Annotated in this window: 23 protein-coding genes and 1 tRNA gene; 6 read left to right on the top strand and 18 right to left on the bottom strand. The window is 53.9% G+C overall.

Translation table 11 applies throughout. The features are described from left to right. The 3 genes from INF73_RS02270 to INF73_RS02280 form a co-directional block, all read right to left on the bottom strand. Positions 1 to 319: FimD/PapC N-terminal domain-containing protein (locus INF73_RS02270; RefSeq protein ID WP_227414397.1), on the bottom strand; the 319-nt coding region annotated here is incomplete at its 3' end. Between the two features lie 45 nt (positions 320 to 364). Further along, entirely contained in the window at positions 365 to 928 is a 564-nt protein-coding gene (locus INF73_RS02275) for a fimbrial protein (protein ID WP_227414398.1), read from the bottom strand. Between the two features lie 37 nt (positions 929 to 965). Next, positions 966 to 1496, bottom strand: coding sequence for a fimbrial protein (locus INF73_RS02280; protein ID WP_193540867.1), 531 nt, complete (start codon positions 1494 to 1496; stop codon positions 966 to 968). Positions 1497 to 1917: 421 nt separating this feature from the next. Here INF73_RS02280 and INF73_RS02285 point away from each other — a divergent pair, with 421 nt between their 5' ends. Continuing rightward, positions 1918 to 2820 carry a helix-turn-helix domain-containing protein gene (locus INF73_RS02285; RefSeq protein WP_193540869.1) on the top strand — a complete coding sequence of 301 codons (903 nt, stop codon included), beginning with the start codon at positions 1918 to 1920 and terminating at the stop codon, positions 2818 to 2820. 997 nt (positions 2821 to 3817) lie between these two features. Here INF73_RS02285 and INF73_RS02290 read toward each other — a convergent pair. Together INF73_RS02290 and actS are read right to left on the bottom strand one after the other, a co-directional pair. Further along, a tRNA-Gly gene (locus tag INF73_RS02290) sits at positions 3818 to 3891 on the bottom strand. An 80-nt stretch (positions 3892 to 3971) separates the two neighbouring features. Beyond that, positions 3972 to 4715: an amidase activator ActS gene (actS, locus tag INF73_RS02295; protein WP_255518525.1), complete on the bottom strand. Its 744-nt coding sequence runs from the start codon at positions 4713 to 4715 to the stop codon at positions 3972 to 3974. Between the two features lie 163 nt (positions 4716 to 4878). Here actS and idi point away from each other — a divergent pair, with 163 nt between their 5' ends. Next, positions 4879 to 5421, top strand: coding sequence for an isopentenyl-diphosphate Delta-isomerase (gene idi, locus INF73_RS02300; RefSeq protein WP_041908358.1), 543 nt, complete (start codon positions 4879 to 4881; stop codon positions 5419 to 5421). Between the two features lie 38 nt (positions 5422 to 5459). Here the strand turns inward: idi and lysS are convergent, their stop codons facing one another. From lysS to xerD, 5 genes are all read right to left on the bottom strand, one after another. Beyond that, positions 5460 to 6977: a lysine--tRNA ligase gene (gene lysS, locus INF73_RS02305; RefSeq protein ID WP_014885130.1), complete on the bottom strand. Its 1518-nt coding sequence runs from the start codon at positions 6975 to 6977 to the stop codon at positions 5460 to 5462. Between the two features lie 9 nt (positions 6978 to 6986). Further along, positions 6987 to 8085 (bottom strand): peptide chain release factor 2 gene (gene prfB / locus INF73_RS02310; RefSeq protein WP_100170824.1). Its coding sequence is split into 2 segments (ribosomal slippage): positions 6987 to 8009 and positions 8011 to 8085, totalling 1098 coding nucleotides; the frame shifts between segments, so codons are not numbered across the junction. 90 nt (positions 8086 to 8175) lie between these two features. Next, positions 8176 to 9909: a single-stranded-DNA-specific exonuclease RecJ gene (gene recJ, locus INF73_RS02315; RefSeq protein WP_041908356.1), complete on the bottom strand. Its 1734-nt coding sequence runs from the start codon at positions 9907 to 9909 to the stop codon at positions 8176 to 8178. Positions 9910 to 9914: 5 nt separating this feature from the next. After that, entirely contained in the window at positions 9915 to 10628 is a 714-nt protein-coding gene (dsbC, locus tag INF73_RS02320; protein WP_028014319.1) for a bifunctional protein-disulfide isomerase/oxidoreductase DsbC, read from the bottom strand. Positions 10629 to 10656: 28 nt separating this feature from the next. Continuing rightward, positions 10657 to 11553, bottom strand: coding sequence for a site-specific tyrosine recombinase XerD (gene xerD, locus INF73_RS02325; RefSeq protein WP_193540871.1), 897 nt, complete (start codon positions 11551 to 11553; stop codon positions 10657 to 10659). Positions 11554 to 11654: 101 nt separating this feature from the next. Here xerD and fldB point away from each other — a divergent pair, with 101 nt between their 5' ends. Next, the gene (gene fldB, locus INF73_RS02330; protein WP_041908355.1) at positions 11655 to 12176 is read left to right on the top strand and encodes a flavodoxin FldB; all 522 of its coding nucleotides are present in this window, start codon (positions 11655 to 11657) and stop codon (positions 12174 to 12176) included. A gap of 6 nt (positions 12177 to 12182) precedes the next feature. On the opposite strand, the gene INF73_RS02335 is transcribed toward fldB, so the two are convergent. Together INF73_RS02335 and sdhE are read right to left on the bottom strand one after the other, a co-directional pair. Continuing rightward, positions 12183 to 12593, bottom strand: a complete 411-nt coding sequence (locus INF73_RS02335; protein ID WP_028014322.1) for a protein YgfX — start codon at positions 12591 to 12593, stop codon at positions 12183 to 12185. Beyond that, complete coding sequence (gene sdhE, locus INF73_RS02340; RefSeq protein ID WP_010435322.1) at positions 12574 to 12840, bottom strand: FAD assembly factor SdhE; 267 nt, start codon at positions 12838 to 12840, stop codon at positions 12574 to 12576. The genes INF73_RS02335 and sdhE overlap by 20 nt, the downstream gene beginning before the upstream one ends. 294 nt (positions 12841 to 13134) lie before the next feature. Between sdhE and ygfZ the strand changes: the two genes are divergently transcribed. Continuing rightward, entirely contained in the window at positions 13135 to 14115 is a 981-nt protein-coding gene (ygfZ, locus tag INF73_RS02345; protein ID WP_193540873.1) for a tRNA-modifying protein YgfZ, read from the top strand. 87 nt (positions 14116 to 14202) lie between these two features. On the opposite strand, the gene INF73_RS02350 is transcribed toward ygfZ, so the two are convergent. Beyond that, entirely contained in the window at positions 14203 to 14862 is a 660-nt protein-coding gene (locus INF73_RS02350) for a hemolysin III family protein (RefSeq protein ID WP_023331242.1), read from the bottom strand. Between the two features lie 265 nt (positions 14863 to 15127). Here INF73_RS02350 and INF73_RS02355 point away from each other — a divergent pair, with 265 nt between their 5' ends. After that, positions 15128 to 15859, top strand: coding sequence for a MurR/RpiR family transcriptional regulator (locus tag INF73_RS02355; protein ID WP_193541034.1), 732 nt, complete (start codon positions 15128 to 15130; stop codon positions 15857 to 15859). A 116-nt stretch (positions 15860 to 15975) separates the two neighbouring features. Continuing rightward, positions 15976 to 17409: a 6-phospho-beta-glucosidase BglA gene (gene bglA, locus INF73_RS02360; protein ID WP_193540875.1), complete on the top strand. Its 1434-nt coding sequence runs from the start codon at positions 15976 to 15978 to the stop codon at positions 17407 to 17409. A 50-nt stretch (positions 17410 to 17459) separates the two neighbouring features. Here bglA and INF73_RS02365 read toward each other — a convergent pair whose 3' ends face one another. From INF73_RS02365 to ubiI, 5 genes are all read right to left on the bottom strand, one after another. After that, a complete protein-coding gene (locus tag INF73_RS02365) occupies positions 17460 to 18203 on the bottom strand; it encodes an SDR family oxidoreductase (protein ID WP_193540877.1) in 744 nt (247 codons plus the stop codon). A 68-nt stretch (positions 18204 to 18271) separates the two neighbouring features. After that, a complete protein-coding gene (gene gcvP / locus INF73_RS02370; protein WP_192971652.1) occupies positions 18272 to 21145 on the bottom strand; it encodes an aminomethyl-transferring glycine dehydrogenase in 2874 nt (957 codons plus the stop codon). 118 nt (positions 21146 to 21263) lie between these two features. Then, entirely contained in the window at positions 21264 to 21653 is a 390-nt protein-coding gene (gcvH, locus tag INF73_RS02375; protein WP_008499718.1) for a glycine cleavage system protein GcvH, read from the bottom strand. 23 nt (positions 21654 to 21676) lie between these two features. Beyond that, positions 21677 to 22771, bottom strand: a complete 1095-nt coding sequence (gcvT, locus tag INF73_RS02380; protein ID WP_193540879.1) for a glycine cleavage system aminomethyltransferase GcvT — start codon at positions 22769 to 22771, stop codon at positions 21677 to 21679. Between the two features lie 397 nt (positions 22772 to 23168). Continuing rightward, positions 23169 to 24371, bottom strand: coding sequence for an FAD-dependent 2-octaprenylphenol hydroxylase (gene ubiI / locus INF73_RS02385; RefSeq protein ID WP_193540881.1), 1203 nt, complete (start codon positions 24369 to 24371; stop codon positions 23169 to 23171). Position 24372: the final 1 nt, after the last annotated feature.

Raw genomic sequence — 24372 nt, forward strand, 5'->3', positions numbered from 1 at the left:
ATGGGGTGATACAAGCCATTGTTTCTTTTTCATTTTTATCTGACACATAGACAGAAACTGGCTGTTCTTCAAGTTCATTCTGGTTGACTAAAATTTTAAAACTATAATCTCCTGGCATGATGTAATTGCCTTTGGAGAAACGACTTAAATCAATATTTTCTTTATCTTTAACATCAAGCACATCGGTATTGAACTGTATATCATCTTCGGCACTAGCGAGATTACTCAGACCGCAATATATCGCAAATGCGAGCAGCGATAATTTAATAAACACCGAGCGAGTCGCAGCATTGTCTTTATGCATCATTAACTTCTTCATACACTCCGCCACATTTGCAACCGAAGCTCAACGTCATTTAAATCATCAAAAATAACTTATTCGATATTTTAAAATGGTTGAATATTCTCCAGCATGGATTTGTTCGTGATTCGTTCTCAGGCGAAGTTCGTAATCGAGCCTGATATTTTGATTATCCACCCTAATATATGGCATTGCCTTTCCAGGTAATGCTTTAGTCCCGAATCGATCCGTGATTTGTAATGAAATCCCTTCTGCACTTCCGCTCACACCAAAATAGCCATCGTCACTTATACCGTCAAAAGTGACTTCTAAATAATGCCAGGGAATCTTATCATGCTGATTATCTTCAAGAGTACAATCAGTCAGATATAGGGAAAATGGTCTGATTTGCCCTTCGCCCATTTTCGTTAATCGGGCAACACTTTCAATTCCCATATCGATTGCCTGATATTTGCTTTCCATAGCAAGATTGCATGCCTTGGCCAAAATGGCACCCTGCATTGTGACTCGTCCATTAAGCCCGATATCAAATTCAGAGGCATGCAGTGATAACACTACCATATTGAGAGCAAATGCAGCCGTAAAAAGTACCTTTTTAATTTTGCCCTCCTTATCTGGATTTAACAAACACGCCTGTGATGACAGGCGTGTTTGCTACCAGAGATTACTGGTAAGCCAGGGTGAAGTCTGCGATAGCAGAGAAATCACCTGGAACAACAGCAGAAGCACCGTCACCCTGCAGATAGGCAGAGAACATCAGAGTGTTGTTACCATCTTGCAGCATATGTGCATCAGTTGGTTTACCCAGTTCGATTGGCTTACCGCTGCCATCAGTCAGAACAATACCTGCACCAGAAGCAGTGCCTGTAATACCCAGGTGGTTCGCTACTGCGCTGTCCTCTGCACCAGTAAAGGTTGCAGTAACAGTTTTCTGGGTGGTGGTATCGCAGTTTTCAAGTTTGATTTCGAACGGACGTGGAATAGAGGAACCGGTGTTACCGTTTGCATTCAACGCCACATTAGAAATCTCACCCAGTTTAACAGTCTGATCGATTGAATCTGGAGAAATAGAGCATGGAGCATCAATGATAGAACCCACGAAAGTTACTGTTCCGTGACCCTGATCTTTTGCCTGAGCGAAAGAAACCACACTGCCAGCCAGTACAATGGCCATTACAATCTTGTTCAGTTTCATTATTAATTCCTGAATTGCTTTTTTAAGGACAGATAAATTTACGCAGCAATATTACGCAGATAACGATCTGGGACCTAAACACGATATCGTTAACAGGACAAATTTAAAGATGCGCTTGCTGTGAGAATGATTATCTTGAGATTGTGACGTAAGTTCAATGATTGTTCTTTGCAGTGAGAAAAAGTGGTCAGCATTAACAAAAACATCACAATTATGTTTATAGAGTTCACTCATTCTAAAGAAATTAATTTAACGCACGTTAATTCTGAGAGAATTGACTATCCCTCACTAAGTAACCCTTGATTTTATCACTTCCCCCGTCTATAAGTTACCTTATTGTTAAGAGTTACCTTCTTCTGTCAACTCGCTTCACTTTCCACAGTTTAGCTTTAAAATCAGACCTATAGATGGATTAACTTACATGGATCATTCTCTGGAAAACCAATTTATCACTCAGATCCTGCGTTGGATAGATGCTAATATTGATAAAGACATTAGCATTAAGGATATCATTAACCGCTCAGGTTATAGCTCGGCACAGCTGTACCGTCTCTTTACAAACAACGTGGGATGCACACTCAGTGACTATGTCCACAATAAGAGAATGTATCGATGTGCATCTTCACTCAAATTTTCAAACTTGCCAATAAGTACTCTTTCAGCTCGTTGTTACTATGCGAACCCGCAAGCCTTTACCAGAGCATTCAAGAATTTTTTTGGTATGTCACCTAAAGAGTATAGAGATAACGCCGTCATCGATTTTCATCAACTCTTTTCCTGGAAACATAAAGGAGAGATGGCACTCTCGGGTTGCCTGATCGATTATGTGAATATTGGCCAACTAAAGCTCGCAGGTGTGGAGGGAATATATCAGTTATCCTTCGATGGGGTGGGTGAACCGCATTACGCACAGCGGGGGGTCATAGAAAGTAACTTTCAGGCATTAACGCAGCGCCCAATAGACAAGATTTATACACTATGTCGGCCTCATAATGACAACTCTACTCAACTCAGTTTCCTGTACCGGGTATGCATTGCACAATCTGATAGCGATTCTCCTACAAAATTACATTCATTCGAGCCTGTGTCTGGGGATTATCTAAAGTTCCATTTTGAAAATACCTTTCTCTCCCCTTATGAATATAACTCTATCGCCTATTGGGGATTTATCTCACCTAATCGGATTAAGCGAAGGAATGGATATGATATAGAACTCTTTGATTATGTTAACCATTCTTCAACTTCAGGTTATAGCTATACGCTTTTCATACCTGTTTTCTTTGATAATGAACTCATAAATGCGCTTCTGGCTCTACGTGGATAAAAAATCGGAATGGTTCTAACCCACTGCGACACATCAAACTTATAATCATGGTGTGGTTTGCAAAGTACAATGCTTTATTAGGTTATTTATAATCGTTTCAGTGGGTAATCATTGAGCGTTTATTGCAGGTGAGATAAAAATAAAAAGCGCACGATTGGTGCAAAAGGGAATTACGAGAAATAAAACAAAAATCTCTTATAAGGAGCACATTTTTTGTCATTTAAAAATGTACTGAATAACATTCGAATTTATATAACCTAACTTAAAAGATGAGATGAAATAACAACCAAACTTCTAATAATGTAATGTGACGAGAATCTTTCAAGAGTACCATTTTCACTTTTTAAAAAGCAAAGCGCTAGCATGGATTGTTAAAATGCCCGCTTCAGCTTACCAGCGCTTTGCTAGAGTGCACAATAGCTATTGCAACTGATTTGTGCAACCTTTTAGCAGTCCACATTTGGATTATTAAGACTTTAAATAAAAAAAGCCCCACAACGCAGGGGCGACAGGAAATCCTGAAAATACAACATGAAGCCTATGTGAAATCGGTTAAATCACATATAGCACGGGCAGTGCCGTAAACAATATAAGACAATTAAGTTGTGAGGTATATCATGAATAGGTCCAGAATTGGATGTTTATTATAAAGAATCTGTGGTCATTGCGCTTTTTAATTAAAAGATTGCCCAGAAAGGTGATAATAAAAAAACCGCTCGGGTGAGCGGTAACTTTCGTGGGTGGTATGTTATTTGTAGTTTTGACAGAAGCAAAGCGCCAGCAAGTATCGTGAGGCACCTGCTGCTTCAGCTTGCCAGCACTTTGCAAAGTTATTCTAAATGCCAAGCGTTTTTATATACATAAAAAGTAAGTACAAAATTGGACTTAAAATTATTATATTGCGAAATCAATGAGGCGCCCTGCGTATCCCGCGTGCATGGCTAATGACATATAAATAATCGGTCTCTTATCGTTACGCCCAAGCAAGACTGGAGATTGGAGCGGGCGAAGGGAATCGAACCCTCGTATAGAGCTTGGGAAGCTCTCGTTCTACCATTGAACTACGCCCGCTTTGAGGTGCGTAAGGCATTATAGACCTTACGCACCTTCATACAAGCCTCTTCACAACTAACCGGCGATTAAATAATCACTTAGCACTTAGGTTTGCTGCCGGGCGCAGGAAGGTAACGCTGCGGATCGATGGCCGTCGCCTTATAGCGGATCTGGAAGTGCAGCTTCACCGAATCGGTACCGGTACTGCCCATGGTGGCTATCTTCTGCCCCGCCTTCACGTTCTGGCCGTTGTTGACCAGCATCGTGTCGTTGTGCGCGTAGGCGGTGATGTAATCTTCGCCATGCTTAATCATGATGAGGTTACCGTAGCCGCGCAGCTGGTTACCCACATAAACCACCTTCCCTGCCCCGGAGGCATAAACCGGCGTACCGCGCGCAGCGGCGATATCAATACCCTTGTTGCCACCTTCAGAGAGTGAGTAAGGGGCGACCACTTTACCGCTGGCAGGCCAAATCCAGCAGCGCTGTCCAACCGGCGGCCATGACGATTGCGGTACCTGATAGGACGGCGTCACTTTGGCGGTTTTGCCTTTCGATGAGGATTTTTTGCCCGAGGACGAACTGCCGTTCACCTTGAGCTTTTGTCCCACTTCGATGGTGTACGGCGGAGAGATGTTATTCAGGCGCGCCAGATCCTTCACGCTGGTCCCCGTTGCGCGCGAAATCCGGTACAGCGTATCCCCGCGCTTAACGGTATAGACCGAACCGGAATAGCTACCCATATCCGACGATTTGCTTCCTGAACAGCCAGCCAGGAATAGCGTCATCGTCAGGCAAAAAATAGCGGTAAGAGGTTTTCTCGTCAGGCTTCCTGCAAACAAAACAGATCCTCGGTCAGCGTGAATGGCGCACTATGATAACAGCCAAAACGAACAGGGGTCATGCCCTTTTCCGCTCTACGAGCCAAACCGTTCGTATAAGAATGCAGTATAATGCTTCGGCTGATGGTGCTGAACCACTCGGCATTTTGGCACTGGAGCATGAATGAGTATTCAAGAACACGTTATTTTGGTTAATGACCAGGGAATGGTGATTGGCACTCAGGAAAAATACGCCGCGCATACTGCCCAAACCCCGCTGCATCTGGCGTTCTCATCCTGGCTGTTTAACGCCGAAGGCGAGTGTCTGGTAACCCGACGCGCACTAAGTAAAAAAGCCTGGCCGGGCGTCTGGACGAATTCTGTCTGCGGTCACCCTCAATCGGGTGAACGGACGGAAGAGGCAATTATCCGTCGCTGCCGCGATGAGATTGGCGCAGAAATTACCGCGATTACGCCTGTCGCCTCAGAATTCCGCTACCGCGAAACGGATCCTTCCGGGATCGTTGAAAACGAGATTTGCCCGGTCTTCGCTGCCCGCGTCACCAGCGAACTGCGAATTAACCATGATGAAGTGATGGCATTTGAATGGGTGACGCTGGAGTCGTTATTCCGCGCGCTGGACGCCGCCCCATGGAGCTTTAGCCCGTGGATGGTGCAGGAAGCAACGGTCGCGCGAGACGCGCTGAGAGCGTTCGCTGCGCAATAAAAAAGCCCCTTTCGGGGCTTTTTTAGCAACGTAACGCCTTATTTCACCGGGCGCATTGCCGGGAACAGGATCACGTCACGAATGGTGTGGCTGTTGGTGAACAGCATCACCATACGGTCGATACCAATACCCAGACCTGCAGTTGGCGGCAGGCCGTGCTCCAGCGCGGTCACGTAGTCTTCATCGAAGAACATCGCTTCGTCGTCGCCTGCTGCTTTCGCGTCAACCTGATCCTGGAAACGCTGCGCCTGGTCTTCCGCATCGTTCAGCTCGCTAAAGCCGTTACCGATTTCACGGCCGCCGATGAAGAATTCGAAACGGTCGGTGATTTCCGGGTTCTCGTCATTACGACGCGCCAGCGGAGAGACTTCCGCCGGGTATTCGGTAATGAAGGTCGGCTGAATCAGGTGCGCTTCGGCCACTTCTTCGAAGATCTCGGTCACGATACGGCCCAGACCCCAGCTCTTCTCAACCTTGATGCCGATGCTTTCAGCGATGGCCTTCGCAGAGTCGAAGTTATCCAGATCCGCCATGTTGGTTTCCGGACGGTATTTCTTGATCGCTTCGCGCATGGTCAGTTTTTCGAACGGCTTGCCGAAGTCGAAGACTTCTTCACCGTAAGGAACCTGCGTGGTGCCCAGAATATCCTGCGCCAGGGTACGGAACAGGGATTCGGTCAGCTCGATCAGATCTTTGTAGTCCGCGTACGCCATATAGAGTTCCATCATGGTGAACTCTGGGTTATGGCGAACGGAGATACCTTCGTTACGGAAGTTACGGTTGATTTCAAACACGCGGTCGAAACCACCGACCACCAGACGCTTCAGGTACAGTTCCGGCGCGATACGCAGGTACATGTCCAGGTCCAGGGCGTTGTGATGGGTGATGAACGGACGCGCAGACGCGCCGCCAGGGATCACCTGCATCATCGGGGTTTCCACTTCCATAAAGTCGCGGTTGACCATGAACTGGCGAATACCGGCCATGATCTGGGAGCGAATTTTGAAGGTCTTGCGGGATTCATCGTTAGAGATGAGATCCAGGTAACGCTGACGGTAGCGCGCTTCCTGATCCTGCAGGCCGTGGAACTTGTCCGGCAGCGGGCGCAGGGCTTTGGTCAGCAGGCGCAGCTCGGTGCAGTGGATAGACAGTTCACCGGTTTTGGTTTTAAACAGTTTACCTTTCGCGCCCAGGATATCGCCCAGGTCCCACTTTTTGAACTGCTCGTTGTAGATGCCTTCCGGCAGGTCGTCACGGGAAACGTACAGCTGAATACGGCCACCCACGTCCTGCAAGGTCACGAAGGAGGCTTTACCCATGATACGGCGGGTCATCATACGGCCTGCAACGGCCACTTCGATGTTCAGCGCTTCCAGCTCTTCGTTCTCTTTACCGTCGAAGTCAGCGTGCAGTTGGTCTGAGGTGTGGTCACGACGAAAATCGTTCGGGAACGGCACGCCCTGCTCGCGCAGCGCTGCCAGCTTCTCGCGGCGGGTTTTCAGTTCGTTGTTAAGATCGACTACCGCGTCAGCGCCCTGTGCTTGTTGTTCAGACATGTTGGTTCCTCATAACCCTGCTTTCAAACTTGCTTCGATAAATTGGTCCAGGCTGCCGTCCAGCACCGCCTGCGTGTTGCGGGTTTCAACCCCGGTACGCAGGTCTTTGATGCGGGAGTCATCAAGGACGTAAGAACGGATCTGGCTGCCCCAACCGATGTCGGACTTGTTGTCTTCCATCGCCTGTTTCTCAGCATTTTTCTTCTGCATCTCCAGCTCATAAAGCTTCGCTTTCATCTGCTTCATGGCCTGGTCTTTGTTCTTATGCTGGGAACGGTCGTTCTGGCACTGTGTTACCAGCCCGGTTGGAATGTGGGTAATACGCACCGCAGATTCTGTACGGTTAACGTGCTGACCACCCGCGCCGGACGCGCGGTAAACGTCAATACGCAGGTCCGCCGGGTTAATTTCGATATCGATATCTTCGTCAACTTCCGGGTAAACAAACGCGGAGCTGAAGGAGGTATGACGACGACCACCGGAGTCAAACGGGCTCTTACGCACCAGGCGGTGAACGCCGGTTTCGGTACGCAGCCAGCCGTAGGCGTAGTCGCCAATGATCTTGATAGTGACGGATTTAATACCGGCCACTTCACCTTCAGACTCTTCGATAATTTCGGTTTTGAAGCCGCGCGCTTCCGCCCAACGCAGATACATACGCGTCAGCATGCTGGCCCAGTCCTGCGCTTCGGTACCGCCAGAACCTGCCTGAATATCGAGATAGCAGTCAGCGCTGTCGTATTCGCCGGAGAACATGCGACGGAATTCCAGCTGTGCCAGCTTCTCTTCCAGCCCGTCGAGTTCTGCCACGGCTTCGTTAAAGGTTTCTTCGTCGTCGGCTTCGACGGCCAGCTCCAGCAAACCGGAAACATCTTCCAGCCCCTGGGCCATTTGATCCAACGTATCTACGATAGCTTCGAGAGAGGAACGCTCTTTACCCAGCGCTTGTGCGCGTTCAGGTTCGTTCCAGACGTCCGGCTGTTCCAGCTCGGCGTTTACTTCTTCAAGACGCTCTTTCTTGGCATCGTAGTCAAAGATACCCCCTAAGAACGTCAGAGCGCTCCGTGAGGTCCTGAATACGGTTTTTTACCGGATTAATTTCAAACATGGTCTGTTTTCTTTTATGGACTTGTCAAAATGCGGTGATAAGAGCGGGATTGTACCGAATCCACGCCCTTTTTTATAGAGATTACTGCCGCTAAATTGGCCAGATATTGTCGATGATGATCTGAAGGGTGCGGTTACCGCGAAACTCGTTGATATCCAGTTTGTACGCCAGCTCGACCTCGCGCACGCCGTTGTCCGGCCAGATGGAGGTGTCAACGTTGAAGGCAATGCCGTCCAGCAGCGGTCCGCCGCCCACGGGCTCGACCATCACTTTCAGGTGGCGTTCGCCAACGATACGCTGCTGCAGCAGGCGGAATCGCCCGTCGAACAACGGTTCCGGGAACATCTGCCCCCATGGACCGGCATCGCGCAGCATCTGCGCGACCTCCATCGTCATTTCGGAGACGGACAGCTCACCGTCAGAGACCACTTCGCCCTGCAGCAGCGCCGGGTCAATCCACTCGGTGACCAGCTCGCCAAACAGGCGCTGGAACTCGTCGAACTTTGCCTCTTCCAGCGACAAGCCTGCCGCCATCGCGTGACCGCCAAACTTAATCATCAGACCGGGATAAAGCGTATCCAGACGCTCCAGCGCATCGCGCATGTGCAGCCCCTGAATCGAACGGCCAGAGCCTTTCAGCGTGCCGTCACCCGCAGGCGCAAACGCGATCACCGGGCGGTGGAAGCGCTCTTTAATGCGCGACGCCAGAATGCCGACCACGCCCTGATGCCACTCGGGGTGGTACATTGCCAGCCCGCCCGGCAGCGTATCGCCACTGCGCTCAAGTTTTTCGCACAGGGTCAGCGCTTCGGCCTGCATCCCCTGCTCAATCTCTTTACGGGTCTGGTTCAGGGCGTCCAGCTCGTTGGCCAGCACGCGCGCTTCACCGATGTTGTCGCACAGCAGCAGCGCCACGCCGACGGACATATCGTCCAGCCTTCCGGCAGCGTTCAGACGCGGCCCGAGGGCAAAGCCCAGGTCGCTTGCCGCCAGCTTAAGCGGATCGCGGTTGGCAATCTCCAGCAGCGCCTTAATTCCGGGACGGCACTTGCCCGCGCGAATACGGCTTAAGCCCTGCCAGGTCAAAATGCGGTTATTGGCATCAAGAGGTACCACGTCCGCCACGGTGCCCAGCGCCACCAGGTCGAGGTATTCGGCCAGGTTTGGAACGGCAATGCCGCGGGATTCGAACCAGCCCTTATCGCGTAAGAGAGTACGCAACGCCAGCATCAGATAAAACGCCACGCCCACGCCGGCGAGGGATTTCGACGGGAAATCGCAGTCGCGCAGGTTGGGGTTAATAATCGCTTCTGCTGCGGGGAGCGTATCGCCGGGCAGGTGATGATCGGTGACCAGCACCGGGATCCCCAAAGCGTGAGCATGATCGACGCCCGCATGGGAGGAGATCCCGTTGTCGACGGTCATGATCATCTGCGCACCGCGGGCATGGGCCTGATCGACCACCTCCGGGCTGAGGCCATAGCCGTCTTCAAAGCGGTTCGGCACCAGATAGGTGACATTATCGCAGCCCAGCGCGCGCAGGCTGAGCACGCTCAGGGCGGTGCTGGTTGCGCCGTCGGCGTCGAAATCCCCTACCACCACAATGCGCGTTCCCTCACGCAGCGCGTTGTAGAGCATTTCGGTAGCTTTCTCGATACCGTTCAGCTGCTGCCAGGGCAGCATCCCTTTCACGCTGCGCTCAAGATCCTCTGCGCGACGCACGCCGCGGCTGGCGTAGAGGCGCTTTAGCAGCGGCGGGAGATCGTCCGGTAAATCAACGTGTTCAACCGCCTCGCGGCGGCGCAATTTGATGGGGGCTTTCACGCGAATTATTTACCACCAAACTGTTTCTGGTGCGCGTCGAGAAACTCTTTCATCTCTTTCGGTCCCTGATAGCCCGGAACAACATAGCCGTTACTCAGGACAATCGCTGGCGTACCGCTCACGCCAAACTGCACGCCCAGCGCGTAGTGGTTAGCAATGTCGATGTCGCAGGAGGCAGGCTTAACGTCTTTACCGTTCATCGCGTCATCAAACGCTTTGTTGCGGTCTTTGGCACACCAGATCGCTTTCATATCCTGCTCTGGCTTGCTCTGTACGCCTGCGCGCGGGAAGGCCAGGTAACGCACGGTAATGCCCAGCGCGTTATAGTCTTTCATCTGTTCATGCAGCTTGTGGCAGTAGCCACAGGTGATGTCGGTGAAGACGGTAATCACATGTTTTTCCTGCGCCGCTTTATAGACGATCATCTCTTTTTCGAGCGCGTTCAGGTTTTTCATCAGCAGCTGGTTGGTGACGTTCACCGGCTGCGCACCGCTCACGTCGTACAGCGGTCCCTGAATAAAGTGTTTGCCGTCTTCGGTGACGTACAGCACGCCGCTGTTGGTCAGTACGGTTTTCATACCGGCAACCGGCGCAGGCTGGATGTCGCTGCTGGTGACGCCAAGCTTAGCCAGAGACTGTTTGATGGCGGCGTCATCCGCATGGGCGAAGCCGGTAAATGAGGCTGCCAGCAGGGTGAACAGCACGAAAGACTTTTTCATAATTGATCCTGTTACAATTTGTCGGCACTCACGCACGAGGGTGGTGCTGTTGGTGTAGCTGCCGCAGGCGTTCCGTCGCGACATGGGTGTAAATTTGCGTCGTTGAAAGATCGCTGTGTCCCAGCAGCATCTGCACCACGCGTAAATCTGCGCCGTGGTTTAACAGATGCGTCGCGAAGGCGTGACGCAATACGTGCGGCGAAAGCTTTTCACTGTCGATACCCGCCAGTGTGGCGTAATGCTTGATGCGATGCCAGAACGTTTGTCGCGTCATCTGCTGCGCGCGCTGGCTCGGAAACAGGACGTCGATAGACACGCCATTGAGCAGCCAGGGGCGGCCATGCTCAAGGTACGTCTCCAGCCAGTAAACCGCCTCTTCTCCCAGCGGAACCAGCCTTTCCTTGTTTCCTTTACCGATGACGCGCACCACGCCCTGGCGCAGGCTGATGTCGCTCATCGTCAGGCCAACCAGTTCCGAAACGCGCAAGCCGGTAGCATACAATAGCTCAAGCATGGCTTTATCGCGTAACTCCAGCGGCAGGTCAACAGCCGGTGACTGTAATAATCTCTCAACTTGTGCTTCGCTGAGATCTTTCGGCAGCCGCTGCGGGAGTTTCGGGGACGCCAGCAGCGCGCTGGGATCGTCTTCGCGAATCTTCTCCCGATAAATATGCTGGAAAAGCCGACGCATTGCGCTGAGCAAACGTGCAGAGCTGGTGGCTTTGTACCCCCCTTCTACGCGTTCAGCGAGCAGCGCCTGCAGGTCGTCGCTTTGCGCGCTCGCAAGCGATAGCTCCCGACGCGCCAGCCACTCCACCAGCATGGTGAGATCGCGCCGGTAGGCACTGAGGGTATTCTCGGCCAGATTTTTCTCCAGCCACAGCGCGTCGAGAAACTGTTCAACGAGTGCGAGATCCTTTTCCACATCAGCCCCTTTGATTTTGCAGTCAGGCCATTATGCCTGATTGCGACCGGTTTCTGGTACACTACGCGCAAAGTCATAGCAAGAATTGAGATAGTTACGCGATGAATATTGGTCTGTTCTATGGTTCCAGCACCTGCTACACCGAAATGGCGGCGGAGAAAATTCGCGACATCATTGGCCCGGAACTGGTGACGTTGCATAACCTGAAAGATGACTCGGTCGCCTTGATGGAGCAGTATGATGTGCTGATTCTGGGCATCCCAACCTGGGATTTTGGTGAGATACAGGAAGACTGGGAAGCCATCTGGGATCAGCTCGATTCAGTCAATTTCGACGGTAAAATTATTGCGATGTACGGCATGGGTGACCAGTTGGGCTACGGCGAATGGTTCCTGGACGCACTCGGCATGCTGCACGATAAGCTGGCACCAAAAGGGGCGGCGTTTATCGGCTACTGGCCAACCGAAGGGTATGAATTCACCAGTAAAAAGCCGATTATTGCCGACGGCGAGCTGTTTGTCGGGCTCGCGCTGGATGAAACCAATCAGTACGATCTCAGCGACGAGCGCCTGCAGGCCTGGTGCGAGCAGATCCTCGGCGAAATGGCAGAAAAATTCAGCTAACGCGCGTTACTCCTGCGTCGGCTGTTGCAGCAACATCCGGCGCAGATCCCGCCATTCTGATGCGTCCATACTGTCCGCCGCCAGCCACAGGTGCTGGCAACGTCCGCCCCCCACTTTGCGTAACCGTAACATCATCCCGGCGTTAAGCATCCAGGGCACACCGAGAATATCCCACTCTTTTCCCTGCCAGCGCAGGCGGGAATCCATCAGCAGCTTGATCTCGCCCTGACGCGCGTTAATGCGACGCTGGCTGCGTACGCTGTCAAAAACAACAAACGAAAGTAATAGCAGCCACAGCGGCGTATAGCTGAGCGGCCACGGCATGAGTAAAACGATGGCCGCAACCAGCCCGTGGAGCAATAAAGACATCCACTGCGAGCGCCACGAGACGCGAAGATCAGATTGCCACAGGACCACGTTCCCGATTCCGTGTTTGAATTAATTGCACCATCCGTTGCAACTCGGTGTCGGCGGGTTTGCCGTGGTTCATCAGCCAGTTGAATAAATCCGGATCGTCAGACTCAAGCAGGCGAACAAACAGACGCTTATCATCATCGCTTAAGCTGTCGTACTCATATTCGAAGAAAGGCATGATGGAAATATCAAGTTCACGCATTCCGCGTCGGCATGCCCAGTGAATACGGGCCTTGTTGTTAATATCCATGTTCAGTTTCCTGCATTACGTTTGGCACAGTCGGTACCCCGTTTTCTGTTCTTAATTTCTCTACGGGGACACCAGCTAGTGTAACGTGTTTTTGACCGTTTCATTACTGGAATATTGCGTTTGACGAGCTGGCTTCCAGAATAATCCCTACATAGACAGCGGATTACACTATTTTGCGTAGCGCTACGCATAACCCGTTTATGGCACAAATGGTCTGCTGAAAGCGCTTGCAATGCCTGCAGGCTCTTTTACCATTAGGCATTATCAAAGCGTTAAGCAATTCAGGATACCGTTATGGCCTTTACACCATTTTCTCCTCGCCAGCCCGCCGCCTCTGCGCGTCTGCCGCTGACGCTTATTTCTCTTGATGACTGGGCGCTGGCAACCCTCTCCGGCGCCGACGCCGAAAAATACTTGCAGGGTCAGGTGACTGCGGATGTTGCGCAGTTGACTGAACACCAGCATCTGCTGGCCGCGCACTGCGATCCTAAGGGCAAAATGTGGAGCAACCTGCGTCTCTTCCGCCGTCAGGACGGTTTTGCCTTTATTGAGCGCCGCAGCCTGCGCGATGCGCAGCTCAAAGAACTGAAAAAATACGCGGTCTTTTCCAAAGTCACCATCGCCCCGGACGACGAACATGTTCTGCTGGGCGTGGCGGGCTTCCAGGCGCGTGCGGCGCTGAAAAACCTGTTTGCTGAACTGCCGGATGCAGAAAAACAGGTGGTCAGCGAGGGCGCGACTTCCATCCTTTGGTTTGAATACCCGGCAGAGCGCTTCCTGTTAGTCACGGATGCCGCAACAGCCGAACGCGTGACCGAGGAGCTGCGCGGCGAAGCGCAGCTCAACAACAGCCAGCAGTGGCTGGCGCTGAACATCGAAGCGGGTCTGCCGGTAATTGACGCAGCCAATAGCGCGCAGTTTATTCCTCAGGCAACTAACCTGCAGGCGCTGGGGGGAATCAGCTTTAAAAAAGGCTGCTACACCGGTCAGGAAATGGTCGCGCGTGCAAAATTCCGTGGGGCAAACAAACGCGCGTTGTGGACACTGGCAGGCCATGCCAGCCGCGTACCGGAAGCAGGTGAAGACTTAGAACTGAAGATGGGCGACAACTGGCGCCGCACCGGTACCGTGTTAGCCGCAGTCCAGCTGGACGATGGCCGTCTTTTGGTACAGGCTGTAATGAACAACGACATGGAAGCGGACAGCGTGTTCCGTGTGCGCGACGACGCGAATACGTTGAGTATTGAGCCGCTACCGTATTCACTGCAAGAGTGATGCTCTATCGCCCGGTGGCGCTGCGCTTACCGGGCCTACGGGTGCAAATCCAGGTCGGGTAAGGCGAAGCCGCCACCCGACAACAAACTAAACCTGCCCCACGTACAAATAAATCGCCAAAAAGTGGCACACGCTGCCGCCCAGCACAAAGCCGTGCCAGATGGCATGGTTGTATGGAATGCGCTTGCAGACGTAGAAAATAACGCCCAGCGAGTAGACCACACCGCCCACCGCCAGCAGCGTGACGCCCCCTACTGCCAGCTTAATCGCCAGCTGATACACCACAATCAGCGACAGCCAGCCCATCGTCAGATAGGTGACCAGCGACAACACTTTAAACCGGTGCGCAATGGTCAGCTTAAACAGGATCCCCAGCAGCGCCAGGCTCCAGATAACAATCATCAGGCCGCGCGACAGCGGTGAGTTTAGCCCCACCAGCAGGAAAGGCGTATAGGTACCCGCAATCAGCAGATAGATAGCGCAGTGGTCAAATTTCTTAAGCCATATTTTGGCCCGCTGATGCGGAATCGCGTGATAGAGCGTCGAGGCCAGGAACAGCAGGATCATACTTCCGCCATACAGGCTATAGCTGGTAATAGCCATCGCGCTGGCATTGGTATCCACCGCCTGTACCAGCAATAACACTAAACCGACAATCCCAAACACCAGGCCAATGCCGTGGCTGATGCTGTTGGCTACTTCCTCAGCCAGCGAATATCCCTGTGCGATTAATGGTCTGCTCGCCATACTAAACTCCGGGAAAACTAAAAATGATTATTCATCGCATGACTATGCTAACTGAGAATGATTCCAGTGAACACCTGTTAGCCAAAATAATTTTGGCGTAAATTTTTACAATAAAAATCAAAAACATAAACGAAAAACTCACCTGACATTTGTTCACATAAAAATTTAAGCATTACTAATCAATGGCATAAAATTGGCTCCTGCCGTCTGGCTGCATGATATGATGGATAAATGAGGTCTGAATGAGAGTTTTGCCACTGTGAGTATGTTCACCCACTCCGCCATTGCCAGTCTCAATAACCTGGAAATGATGGTCTACAACTATGTCATCAAAAACCGGGACAAAGTGATGTACATGACCATCCGCGAACTGGCGGATGCGGCTGGCGTCTCAACCACCACTATCCTGCGCTTTTGCCGCAAGCTCAACTGCGAAGGGTATTCTGAATTTCGCGTGCGCTTTAAGCTCTATCTTGAGCAGAACGAGCCCCAGCAGGCGAATTTCGGCGCCAGCGAAATTATCAGCTTCTTTAAAAGCGTGAATAATGAAGAGTTCGACGCGCTATTAAATGACGCGGTAAATATCATTTTGTCCTCCGAGCGAATTATATTTGTCGGGGCGGGCACGTCAGGCTCTTTGGCCAAATATGGCGCACGCTTCTTTTCAAATATTGGTAAATTCAGTAATCATATTGATGACCCTTATTTCCCGGTTACCAATGATATGGCGAAAAATGCGCTGGCGATTGTGCTCTCCGTCTCGGGCGAAACCGAGGAGATCCTGCGCTTCGCCAGCCAGTTCAGCCTGCATCACTGCAAGGTGCTCTCTATCACCAGCCACGAGCACTCGCGCCTGGCAAAACTGGCGGACTTTAATCTCTCCTGGCACGTTCCCCAGACGCGAATTGGCGGCGCCTACGATATCACCACGCAAATTCCCGTCATTTATATTCTGGAATCTCTCGGACGCAAGCTGGCGAAAAAACTGACGGAATAAAACACCCTGTTTTTTCGATGTGACAAATCACAATTTTCGCAAATTGTTATATCGTGACATTCAATTTCGCTTTGCTAGACTCAATGCCAATAAGCCATTTATTGAGAATAGCAGCGATGAAAAAAATAACCTTACCGAAAGATTTTTTATGGGGCGGCGCTGTTGCCGCTCATCAGGTTGAAGGCGGCTGGAACAAAGGCGGCAAAGGGCCAAGCATTTGCGACGTGCTGACCGGCGGCGCACACGGCGTGCCGCGCGAAATCACGCAGGAGGTGGTGCCGGGTAAATACTACCCAAACCACGAGGCCATCGACTTCCACGGCCACTATAAAGAAGACATCAAGCTATTTGCCGAGATGGGCTTCAAGTGTTTCCGTACCTCTATCGCCTGGACGCGCATCTTCCCGAAAGGTGACGAAACGCAGCCAAACGAAGAAGGGCTGAAGTTTTACGACGACATGTTCGATGAGCTGCTGAAGTACAACATCGAACCGGTGATCACCCTCTCCCACTTCGAAATGCCGCTGCACCTGGTGCAGGAGTACGGTAGCTGGACCAACCGCAAAGTGGTCGATTTCTTCGTGCGCTTCGCGGAAGTGGTGTTTGAGCGCTACAAGCACAAGGTCAAATACTGGATGACCTTCAACGAAATCAACAACCAGCGAAACTGGCGCGCCCCGCTGTTCGGCTACTGCTGCTCGGGCGTGGTCTACACCGAACATGACAACCCGGAAGAGACCATGTACCAGGTGCTGCACCACCAGTTTGTGGCCAGCGCCCTGGCGGTGAAAGCCGCGCGCCGCATCAACCCGGAGATGAAAGTCGGCTGCATGCTGGCGATGGTGGCGCTCTATCCGTTCTCCTGCAAGCCGGAAGACGTGATGTTCGCCCAGGAATCCATGCGCGAGCGCTATGTCTTTACCGACGTCCAACTGCGTGGTTACTACCCGTCCTACGTGCTGAACGAGTGGGAGCGCCGCGGCTTTTCCATCAAAATGGAGGCGGGCGACGAGCAGATCCTGCGTGAAGGTACCTGCGACTACTTAGGCTTCAGCTACTACATGACCAACGCGGTGAAGGCGGAAGGCGGCACAGGTGACGCCATTTCCGGCTTTGAAGGCAGCGTGCCGAACCCGCACGTGAAGGCGTCCGACTGGGGCTGGCAGATTGACCCGGTGGGCCTGCGTTATTCCCTGAGCGAACTTTACGAGCGTTACCAGAAGCCGCTGTTTATCGTTGAAAACGGCTTCGGCGCCTACGATAAGGTGGAAGAAGACGGCAGCATCAACGATGACTATCGCATCGACTATCTGCGTGCCCACGTGGAAGAGATGATCAAAGCCGTCACCCACGATGGCGTGGATCTGATGGGCTATACGCCGTGGGGCTGCATCGACTGCGTGTCGTTCACCACCGGTCAGTACAGCAAGCGCTACGGCTTTATCTACGTCAACAAGCACGACGACGGCACGGGCGACATGTCGCGCTCCCGTAAGAAGAGCTTCAAGTGGTATAAAGGCGTGATTGCCAGCAACGGCGAGAAACTTTAACGCCGGGCACCTAACCCTCTCCCTTTGGGGAGAGGGTTAGGGTGAGGGGTTTACTTCCCGCCAGCCAGCTCGATAAAACTGCCCGTAACGTAAGACGCCTTCTTGCTCAGCAGCCAGACAATCGCCTGCGCCACCTCTTCCGGCTGGCCGCCGCGCTGCATCGGCAGTAACGATTTTACGCGATCCACTCGCCCCGGCTCTCCGCCGGAAGCATGGATATCGGTATAAATCAGCCCAGGCCGCACGCAGTTCACGCGAATACCCTGCGCCGCCACCTCCAGCGATAGCCCGGTTGTCAGCGAATCTACCGCGCCTTTAGAAGCAGCGTAATCGACATATTCACCCGGCGCGCCCAGACGAGACGCGGCGGAAGAGACATTCACAATCGCCCCGCCCTTGCCGCCATGCTTGATGGACATGCGTTTCACCGCTTCACGACAGCAGAGAAAGTAGCCCGTGACGTTGGTCGCCAGCACGCGGTTAATGCGCTCTGCGGAGAGATTCTCAATGGTGGATTGCTCAAACAGAATGCCTGCATTATTGACCAGCGCGCGAAGCGGCTCACCTTCACGATCGATGCTGTCAAACATCGCCAGCACCTGAGCTTCATCGCTGATGTCCGCACGCACGGCAAACGCTTTACCGCCGGCCTCAACGATCTGATTGATAACGTCCGTCGCGGCTTTAATGTTGTGGTAATAGTTCACCGCCACGGTGTAGCCTTCACGTGCCAGCTGCAGCGCGGTGGCTTTCCCAATGCCCCGGCTCGCGCCGGTGACCAGTGCAATTGCCATTCACAACCTCCAGATAAAAAAAAGCCGGGTGGCGCTTACGCTTACCCGGCCTACAGTATGGCAAATACTTACTGGTATTCGCTCATCGGCACGCAGGAGCAGAACAGATTACGGTCGCCGTAAACGTCATCAAGACGCTTCACGGTCGGCCAGTATTTGTTTGCCACGCCTGCCGGGAAGACGGCCAGCTCGCGGGAGTAACCGTGGTTCCACTCTGCCACCATCTCGTGCTGGGTGTGCGGGGCGTTGACCAGCGGGTTATCTTCCAGCGTCCATTCGCCGTCCTGCACGCGGTCGATCTCCATGCGGATGGCCAGCATCGCGTCGATAAAGCGGTCCAGCTCGGCTTTGCTTTCAGACTCGGTCGGCTCCACCATCAGCGTCCCCGCAACCGGGAACGACATGGTTGGTGCGTGGAAGCCGTAGTCGATCAGACGCTTGGCGATATCCAGCTCGCTGATGCCGGTCTGCTCTTTCAGCGGACGAATATCCAGAATGCACTCGTGCGCCACGCGACCGTCGCGGCCGGTATAGAGCACCGGGAAGGCAGACTTCAGGCGAGTCGCAATGTAGTTGGCGTTCAGAATAGCCACCTGGCTCGCCTGCTTCAGCCCTTCCGCGCCCATCATGCGGATGTACATCCAGCTGATTGGCAGGATTGATGCGCTGCCGAACGGTGCCGCAGAGACCGCGCCCTGACGGGTCAGCATGCCTTCAATCTGCACCACGCTGTGCCCCGGCACAAACGGCGCCAGGTGCGCTTTCACGCCGATTGGTCCCATGCCCGGGCCGCCACCGCCGTGCGGAATGCAGAAGGTTTTATGCAGGTTCAGGTGCGACACGTCCGCGCCGATAAAGCCCGGAGAGGTAATGCCCACCTGAGCGTTCATGTTCGCGCCGTCGAGGTATACCTGACCGCCAAACTGGTGCACCACTTCGCACACTTCACGGATGGTCTCTTCGTACACGCCGTGGGTGGACGGGTAGGTCACCATGATGCAGGAGAGCTTGTCGCCCGCCTGCTGGGCTTTCGCACGCAGGTCGGCCAAATCGATGTTGCCGTTCTTATCGCACGCGACCACCACCACTTCCATGCCCGCCATCTGGGCTGAGGCCGGGTTGGTGCCGTGGGCGGAGCTTGGGATCAGGCAGATATCGCGGTGACCTTCGTTACGGCTTTCGTGATAGTGACGGATCGCCAGCAGGCCCGCGTATTCACCCTGCGCGCCGGAGTTCGGCTGCATGCAGAGCGCGTCGTAACCGGTCAGCTTCACCAGCCAGTCTGAAAGCTGGTTGATCATCATGTGATAGCCTTCCGCCTGTTCTGGCGGGCAGAACGGGTGCAGTTCGGAGAATTCAGGCCAGGTAATCGGGATCATCTCTGCCGCGGCGTTCAGCTTCATGGTGCAGGAGCCCAGCGGGATCATCGCCTGGTTAAGCGCCAAATCCTTGCGCTCCAGAGAGTGCATATAGCGCATCATCTCGGTTTCGCTGTGATAGCGATTGAACACCGGGTGAGTCAGGATCGCGTCATTGCGCAGCATGCTTTCCTGAATGGAGCGGCTGTCGAGCGCGACCTCTTTGTCGAGCGTATCAACGTCCAGACCGTGAGCGTCGCCCAGCAACACGCTGAACAGGTTCAGGATATCGTCGCGAGTGGTGCTTTCATCCAGCGTAATGCCGACCGCGTTGTGGATGTCGCTGCGCAGGTTGATTTCTGCTGCATTCGCGCGCGCCAGCACGGCGGCTTTGTCTGCCACTTCCACGCACAGGGTGTCGAAGTAGTGCGCGTGGCGCAGCTTGAGGCCCTTCTGCTGCAGGCCGCAGGCCAGAATATCGGCCAGGCGGTGAATGCGACTGGCAATGCGTTTCAGGCCAGCCGGACCGTGGAATACCGCATACAGGCTGGCGATGTTTGCCAGCAGTACCTGGGAAGTACAGATGTTGGAGTTCGCTTTCTCGCGGCGGATATGCTGCTCGCGGGTCTGCATCGCCATGCGCAACGCGGTATTACCGGCAGCATCTTTTGACACGCCAATGATACGGCCTGGCATGGAGCGTTTGAATTCATCTTTCGCGCCGAAGAACGCCGCGTGCGGGCCGCCGTAGCCCATCGGCACGCCGAAGCGCTGCGCAGAGCCGAATACAATATCCGCGCCCTGTTTGCCCGGCGCCGTCAGCAGCACCAGCGCCATAAAATCGGCGGCAACGCTGACAACCACTTTGCGGGATTTCAGCTCGGCAATCAGCGCGCCGTAGTCGTGAACTTCGCCGGTGGTGCCCACCTGCTGCAGCAGCACGCCGAAGACGTCCTGGTGATCCAGCACTTTGTCGGCGTCGTCGACGATCACCTCAAAGCCGAAGGTTTCTGCACGGGTGCGCACCACGTCCAGCGTCTGGGGATGCACGTCCGCCGCCACGAAGAAGCGGTTAGCATTTTTCAGCTTGCTTACGCGCTTTGCCATCGCCATCGCTTCGGCAGCGGCGGTCGCTTCATCCAGCAGAGAGGCGGAAGCGATATCCATACCGGTCAGATCCAGCGTCACCTGCTGGAAGTTCAGCAGCGCTTCCAGACGCCCCTGGGAGACTTCTGGCTGATAAGGGGTGTAAGCGGTGTACCAGCCCGGGTTTTCCAGCATGTTGCGCAGGATAACCGGCGGTAACTGCACGTTGGTGTAGCCCATGCCAATGTAAGACTTATAGCGCTTGTTGAGGCCTGCAATAGCCTTCAGCTCCGCCAGCGCGGCGAACTCCGTGGTGGCTTCCCCTACCTGAGGCGGCGTGGCAAGCTGGATGTCTTTTGGCACAATCTGGCCGATCAGTGCGTCTAATGAATCCGCGCCAACCGTCTTCAGCATCTCCTGCTGTTGCTGAGCATCCGGCCCAATGTGACGTTCAATGAAGGCGCCACGGTTTTCAAGCTGGCTTAAAGTCTGTGTCATGAGCGATGGTTCCTGATACGTGCAGTGAATCGTAGTTATCTGTAACGCTGTTGCCCGGTGGCGCTACCGCTTACCGGGCCCTGTAAGCCGGATAAGCGCAGCGCCATCCGGCACAACGTTATTCGTCTTCCAGTAGTGCTTCGTACGCGGTTGCATCCAGCAGCGCGGCAACTTGCGATTCGTCGCTGGCTTTGATCTTGAAGATCCAGCCGCCTTCATACGGCTCGCTGTTGACCAGCTCTGGCGAATCGCTCAGCGCGTCGTTGACCGCAACAATCTCACCGCTTACCGGTGCGTAGATGTCAGACGCCGCTTTTACGGACTCCGCCACGGCGCAGTCGTCGCCCGCGCTAACAGTCGTGCCCACGTCAGGCAGGTCAACAAACACCATGTCGCCCAGCAGCTCCTGCGCGTGCTCGGTGATCCCTACGGTGTAAGTGCCGTCCGCCTCTTTGCGCAGCCACTCGTGTTCTTTGCTGTATTTCAGTTCTGCTGGCACATTGCTCATTGAAGTTCTCCTGATAAAAATAGTTAGGCGACCGGCTTACCGGCGCGAACAAAAATCGGTTTGGTCACGTTGACCGGCATTTCGCGGTTGCGGATTTGCACTACCGCCGTGTCGCCAATGCCTGCCGGCACGCGTGCCAGTGCAATACTGTAGCCCAGCGTCGGGGAGAAGGTTCCGCTGGTGATCACGCCTTCGCGATGATTGCCGTCAGCATCGGTAAAGCGCACCGGCAGCTCGCCGCGCAGCACGCCTTTTTCCTTCATCACCAGTCCCACCAGTCGTTCGGTGCCCTTCTCGCGCTGCATCTCCAGCGCTTCACGGCCAATAAAGTCACGGTCAGCCGGTTCCCACGCGATGGTCCAGCCCATGTTGGCCGCCAGCGGAGAGACGCCTTCGTCCATTTCCTGACCGTAGAGGTTCATGCCCGCTTCCAGACGCAGCGTATCGCGCGCGCCCAGGCCCGCAGGCTTCACGCCCGCTTCTACCAGCGCACGCCAGAAATCGGCAGCTTTCTCGTTCGGCATCGCAATTTCGTAGCCCGCTTCACCGGTATAGCCGGTGGTGGCGATAAACAGATCCCCCGCCTGCACGCCGAAGAACGGCTTCATGCCTTCGGTGGCGGTGCGCTGCTCGTCGTTAAAGAGAGAGGCGGCTTTTGCCTGCGCGTTTGGTCCCTGCACGGCGATCAGCGACAGATCGTCACGGACGGTGATGTCGACGGCATAAGGTTCGGCGTGTTGGGTGATCCAGGAGAGGTCTTTTTCGCGGGTGGCGGAGTTTACAACGAGGCGGAAGAAATCTTCGGTGAAGTAGTAGACGATAAGGTCGTCAATCACGCCGCCCGAGGCATTCAGCATGCCGGTATAGAGCGCTTTACCCGGCGTCTTCAGTTTGGCGACGTCGTTTGCCAGCAGATAACGCAAAAACTCCCGGCTGCGGCTACCGTGCAGATCGACAATCGTCATGTGGGACACGTCGAACATACCGGCATCGGTGCGCACCGCGTGGTGCTCATCAATCTGCGAGCCGTAGTGCAGCGGCATCATCCAGCCATGGAAGTCCACCATGCGGGCGCCGCATAACACGTGTTGTTCGTACAAAGGAGTCTGTTGAGCCATCTTGTCCTCGTTGAAAAATTCACCGTGAAACCCGGTATCGGCCTCGTTCCCGAATGCCGACGCAAACGTTCTCTTTTACCTGAACTTACCACCGAAACCGGCGGTTAACCATAAGGTAAAACGGGTCATCACATTAGCTTATGACCAAAAAACGCTGAAAAGCCTACAGAGTTATTCACTGGAAAAATGCGATTAACCCCGCACAAAATTAACAATGATCTAACAGGATTTAGCACATGGTGATATTTCGTGCGGAAAAACGGGCCGAATTTCCGTCACGTAAAAATCACGACATGAGAATAACTAATGCGAAAAATGGCGTGGAATTAGAATATTTCAAACGAGGGGATTTCCCCGGCGCAGAGGCCGGGAAAATAAAGTGTGACGGGGATCGAGGTTAGCGTAACCAGTCGGGAAGATCGTTAAGACCCATTGCCTGACGAAGAAGTTGAGGTTTGACGCCGGGAAGGGTGTCGGCCAGCTTGAGGCCGATATCGCGCAGCAGTTTTTTCGCCGGATTTGCCCCGGCAAACAGCTCGCGGAAGCCCTGCATTCCTGCCAGCATCATCGCCGCACTGTGCTTGCGGCTGCGCTCGTAGCGACGCAGATACAGATGCTGGCCGATATCTTTACCCTCACGGTGCAGGCGACGCAGTTCTTCCACCAGTTCCGCCGCGTCCATAAAGCCGAGGTTAACGCCCTGCCCGGCCAGCGGATGAATGGTATGGGCAGCATCCCCCACCAGCGCCAGACGGTGCGCGGCAAACTGACGCGCGTAGCGGCCGGTTAACGGGAAAACCAGCCGCTCGCTTTCAAGCGTGCACAGGCCAAGGCGATTATCAAACGCCACGCACAGCGCCTGGTTAAAGGCCTCCGGCGTCGCCTCCTGCATCTGCTGGGCTTTCTCCGGCACCAGGGACCAGACAATCGAGCACAGGTGCGGATCGGCAAGCGGCAGGAACGCCAGTATGCCGTCGTTGTGGAAAATCTGCCGCGCAACGCCGCCGTGCGGCTCTTCAGTACGGATCGTTGCCACCATCGCATGATGGCGGTAATCCCAGTACGTCAGCGGGATATCGGCCTTGTTGCGCAGCCAGGAGTTAGCGCCGTCGGCACCGACCACCAGACGCGCGGTCAGCATGTCGCCGCTTTGCAGGGTGATAAACGCCTCGTTTTCGCCCCATGCCACCTGCTGGATCTGCGCAGGCGCAACCAGCGTCACGTCGCTGCACTGCTCTGCTTTCTGCCACAGCGCGTGGTGGATCACCGCATTCTCTATGATATGCCCCAGATGGCTATAGCCCATGCTTTCATCATCAAAGGCAATATGGCCAAAGCTGTCTTTGTCCCACACTTCCATTCCGTGATAGCAGCTGGCGCGCTGGGCGACGATATCTGACCAGACGCCGAGACGCGTTAAAAGCTTTTCGCTGGCCGCGTTAATCGCCGACACGCGGAGTTCCGGCGGGGCATCAGATGCGACAGGCTGGGGCTGCTTTTGCTCCAGCACGGCCACGCGCAGGCCGCTGCCCTGTAATCCACAGGCCAGCGCCAGCCCAACCATTCCGCCGCCAACGATGGCAACATCAACATTTTGCACA

This window comes from Enterobacter cloacae complex sp. P6RS (genome assembly GCF_014982245.1).
Classification (GTDB): domain Bacteria; phylum Pseudomonadota; class Gammaproteobacteria; order Enterobacterales; family Enterobacteriaceae; genus Enterobacter; species Enterobacter bugandensis.